At 62.5% G+C, this 4,366-nt stretch carries 4 protein-coding genes; 2 read left to right on the top strand and 2 right to left on the bottom strand.

The window, feature by feature from the left end; genetic code table 11:
* Window positions 1-653: DUF2167 domain-containing protein (locus EN745_RS30855; RefSeq protein ID WP_127422994.1), on the bottom strand; the 653-nt coding region annotated here is incomplete at its 3' end.
* Between the two features lie 151 nt (window positions 654-804).
* Entirely contained in the window at window positions 805-2,250 is a 1,446-nt protein-coding gene (locus tag EN745_RS30850) for a helix-turn-helix domain-containing protein (RefSeq protein ID WP_126056456.1), read from the bottom strand.
* 250 nt (window positions 2,251-2,500) lie between these two features.
* Between EN745_RS30850 and aceA the strand changes: the two genes are divergently transcribed.
* Entirely contained in the window at window positions 2,501-3,790 is a 1,290-nt protein-coding gene (gene aceA, locus EN745_RS30845; RefSeq protein WP_126056457.1) for an isocitrate lyase, read from the top strand.
* A 65-nt stretch (window positions 3,791-3,855) separates the two neighbouring features.
* Window positions 3,856-4,098 (top strand): hypothetical protein, encoded by a 243-nt coding sequence (locus EN745_RS30840; protein WP_126056458.1) that lies wholly within the window; start codon window positions 3,856-3,858, stop codon window positions 4,096-4,098.
* The last annotated feature ends 268 nt before the right edge of the window (window positions 4,099-4,366 follow it).

The raw sequence follows: 4,366 nt of genomic DNA, 5'->3' as shown, positions 1-4,366 counted from the left end.
ATCTCGGGCAGTTGCTCCACCGTGGCGATGTAGCTCATCACGAAGACCCCCTCCCGGCCGAGAAAGCGCACATCGTAGTTGAGCGTGTGGACGGCATCGGTTCCGAACTGCAGCTCCTTGGCCCAGTGCAGACGTTTGTTGACGGCATCGTAGACGGGCGGCGAGGCCCAGCCGATCAAGGTGACGGGCTGAAATCCGTCCTTCACCCTTTGATCGTTGCTGGACAGGGTGTCCTCCTGCATGCTGCGCAACAATTCAGCGTAGTCGATCGACGCGGCGTCGCTGTCATCGACATAGCCGATCTTTTCCCAGCGCAACTCAATGCCCCAATTGTTCTCGGCGATGGGATCATGGCTGGTCGGAAAAATCATACCGACGGAGTCGGCACCTGCATCTGGCGGATTGCCCCAAGCCTCGGTCAGGACGGAGGCGGCATCCTTCTTGTCCAGGAAGTAGAACTTACCCTTGAGATCGAGGTGCACGCCTTCGGCAAGATCTATCGCACCGGTCCTGGGCTCGATCTTGTCAAGGAATGCCTTGCCGGCATCATTGTACTCTTGGTACGATTTGAAGAATTCCGAGGATTTCTCCGCAAATGCGGATGAGGCTGAAAGGGCAAGCGTCAGCCCAAGCCAAAAAACTTTCCTGTTCATCGCCGACCCCCCAGTCTTGCGCAATTCGTTTTTGATATCGCGGCGCTAATGCTTAATCAATATTGCCGACGGAAAGATTGCGTGGAGAACCCTCAATGGCTTGCTGTTGCAAAGGAGGATGGGCCTCCCGGGCCGACCAGCACAATCGACGTCATTGGAAATCGAAGGCGCTCAAGCCAGTCACCATCTCGTCCAGGCCAAGCGGCCGCGTCACCGGCGGCTCGGCGCGCGCCAGGCAACCGATGCGTTCGCAGAGCCGGCAGGCGGGTCCCACCGGCGTGGCGACGGCAACGCCCTGCCCCGACTTGCCGCTCGCCGTTCCCGGAAGGGCGCCGCCATAGACGATCTCGTCACGAAAGCCGATATCGCAGCCGATGAGCAGCGCCGTGCGGCGCGGCCGCTCCGAGAACGCGCCCTGTGGCCCTTCCAGCGTGCGGGCAATGCAGAGGAATTCGGCGCCGTCAGGCATTTCCACCGCCTCCACCAGGATCTGGCCGGGCTGGGTGAAGGCGGCATGGACCGGCAGCTTCGGACAGCCGCCGCCGAAGCGGCTCTGCGGAAAGCCCTGGCTGCCCGCCTTGCGGAAGCGGTTGCCGGCATTGTCGACCTCAAGCATGAAGAACGGCACACCGGAGGCGCCGGGACGCTGCAGCATGGTCAGGCGGTTGGCCGCCTGCTCGAAGGACACGCCGAAGCGCGAACGCAGCACGTCGATATCGTAACGGGCACGCAGCGCGGCGGCATGGAAGGCCTGATAGGGCATCATCAGGGCATGCGCCGCGTAGCGGCCGAGCTCGAAGCGGGCGAGCCGGCGGGCCTCGTCCGTGGTCAGCTTCAGCGCCTGGATCTCTCCAGCTACCGCGACCGTCATGCGGATCAGCGAGGCTTCCATCGCCACTTCGCGCAATTGGTCGAAGGGCGACAGCCGCTCGGACAGGAACAGGCGTTGCGAGTGGCGATCGTAGCGGCGGCGCCAGTTCGGCATGGTGGCGACGGGCAGCACCTTGACGACGATGCCGTATTCGCGCCTAAGCCAGGCTTTCAGCGCGCCGAACAGGTCGTCGCCGGGGTCAAGCAGCGCGGTGAAGGCCTCGGCCTCCTCCTCCAGCGCGGCGAAATGGTTCGGCCGGCGCTCGAATATCTCATGCACCTCGTCGACCGGCAGGCGGGCGCCGGACAGCGCGGTGGCGCGGCCCTCGCGCGCCAGGAGCTCGTTGAGATCGGAAAGCCGCTCGGCCTGCTCGCGATAGGCGCGGAACAGTTTCACCATCGCGGCGGATGCGTTGGGGGCCGCTTCGGCGAGCTCGATCAGCTCCTGGTCGCCCGGCAGTTCGGCCGCCAGCAGCGGGTCGCCGAACACTTCCTTGAGCGCCGAAATCGACCCCTTCGCCTCGCCCTGCAATTCATGCGGATCGACCTTGTAGACCGAGGCCAGCCTGAGGATCAGTTGCACCGTCAGCGGCCGCTGGTTGCGCTCGATCAGATTGAGATAGGACGGCGAGATGCCTAACCCTTCGGCCATCGCCGTCTGGGTCAGGCCCTTGGCATTGCGGATGCGGCGGATGCGCGGCCCGGCAAAAATCTTCTGGTCAGCCACTCAAATCCATCCTTGACAGGAATTTACACGATCTGGCCGCAGAGGCCTGCGCGCAACCTTTTACAATCGTGACAAATTTACAGAGCTTACCAGTCAAGCGCAACACTAATTTTCCCTTATTTTTCGGCCAAAAGCTCGGTTTTACTCGCGTTTTTCGCAACGCGATGTAAATGATGTCACACACCAACGGCGCACAACTCCCATGACGCGACGTTTCCAAGAACCGGCCTCGAATGAACTGGAGTATCCAATGACCGATTTTTACAACCTCGTTCCATCCGCGCCCGAAGGTCGCTTCGATGGTATCGAGCGGCCCTATTCGCCCGAGGATGTGAAGCGGCTGCGCGGCTCGGTCCAGATTCGCCAGAGCCTTGCCGAAATGGGCGCCAACCGGCTGTGGAAACTCATCCACGAGGAGGACTTCGTCAACGCCCTCGGCGCCATGTCCGGCAACCAGGCCATGCAGCAGGTCAGAGCCGGGCTGAAGGCGATCTATCTGTCAGGCTGGCAGGTCGCGGCCGATGCCAACACCGCGTCCGCCATGTATCCCGACCAGTCGCTCTACCCCGCCAATGCGGCGCCGGAGCTGGTCAAGCGCATCAACCGCACATTGCAGCGCGCCGACCAGATCGAGACATCCGAAGGCAAGGGGCTTTCGGTCGAGACCTGGTTCGCGCCAATCGTCGCCGACGCCGAGGCCGGCTTCGGCGGACCGCTCAACGCCTTCGAGATCATGAAGGCCTTTATCGAGGCGGGTGCGGCCGGCGTCCACTACGAGGACCAGCTGGCGTCGGAAAAGAAGTGCGGCCATCTCGGCGGCAAGGTTCTGATCCCGACGGCGGCGCATATCCGCAACCTCAATGCGGCCCGCCTCGCGGCCGACGTGATGGGCACGCCGACGCTGGTCGTGGCACGCACCGACGCGGAGGCGGCGAAGCTTTTGACGTCGGACATCGACGAGCGCGACCAGCCCTTCGTCGACTATGATGCCGGCCGCACGGTCGAGGGCTTTTACCAGGTCAGGAACGGCATCGAGCCCTGCATAGCGCGCGCCATTGCCTATGCGCCGCATGCGGACCTCATCTGGTGCGAGACCTCGAAGCCCGATCTGGCGCAGGCCAAGAAGTTCGCCGAGGGTGTGCGCAGGCATCATCCGGGCAAGCTGCTCGCCTACAACTGCTCGCCGTCGTTCAACTGGAAGAAGAACCTCGACGACGCGACGATCGCCAAGTTCCAGCGGGAACTCGGCGCCATGGGCTACAAGTTCCAGTTCATCACGCTGGCCGGCTTCCACCAGCTCAACTTCGGCATGTTCGAGCTGGCCCGTGGCTACAAGGCGAGGCAGATGGCGGCCTATTCGGAACTGCAGGAGGCTGAATTCGCGGCCGAGGTCCATGGCTACACCGCGACCAAGCACCAGCGCGAGGTCGGCACCGGCTATTTCGACGCGGTCTCGATGGCGATCACCGGCGGTCAGTCGTCGACCACCGCCATGCATGAATCGACCGAGCACGCCCAGTTCAAGCCGGCAGCCGAGTGAGCTGCCACAGAAGACGACCAACAGAGGAAACGCCCGAGAGGGCATAGGACACAAGGAGAAGACCAATGGCATCGATAAGCCGCGTCAAGGAAAGGGCGGAAGAGCAGTCCTCGGCCATGAGCGTCGACCAGCAGGCGACCATCCGCATGCTGGCCAATGACCTGCACAGGCTCAACCAGTCGGTGATGAAGGCGGTAGAGGCGGGCGTCTCAGTGGAGCTCGTGCGCTCGGCAAGGCATCATGGCGGCGACGGCAATTGGGGCGACCTCCTGATCCCGGTGATCGTCACCCAGCAAAACCACGGCTGACCACGTTCCACGGTGGCGCATTCGCCGAATTCTGTCTCGCCCGCGCGGTAACGCGCGGGCGACTTTCGTTTTGCAAAGCCCGGCTCCGACTGCCAGGAATAAACCTGGCACTAAATTTTAGCTTTTCTTGCGATATTCTGGAAATTAGCCATTTCAGCTTGACACCAGCGGCGATCTCACGCCAATTGTCCCTCAAGTTTCAACCCTGCATTGAAACAGAGATGAGTGCCCGCCCGCACATGAGCCCCAGCAATCGCGAGACCAGGAC

The sequence above is a fragment of the Mesorhizobium sp. M4A.F.Ca.ET.022.05.2.1 genome, assembly GCF_003998845.1.
Classification (GTDB): domain Bacteria; phylum Pseudomonadota; class Alphaproteobacteria; order Rhizobiales; family Rhizobiaceae; genus Mesorhizobium.
The sequence above is the reverse complement of the archived record's forward strand: the minus strand, read 5'-3'. Positions and strand labels throughout refer to the sequence as shown.

Excerpts from the sequence above, each read along its gene's own strand:
- EN745_RS30840 (WP_126056458.1), top strand. The coding sequence starts at position 3,856 with ATGGCATCGATAAGCCGCGTCAAGGAAAGGGCGGAAGAGCAGTCCTCG.
- aceA (WP_126056457.1), top strand. The coding sequence starts at position 2,501 with ATGACCGATTTTTACAACCTCGTTCCATCCGCGCCCGAAGGTCGCTTC.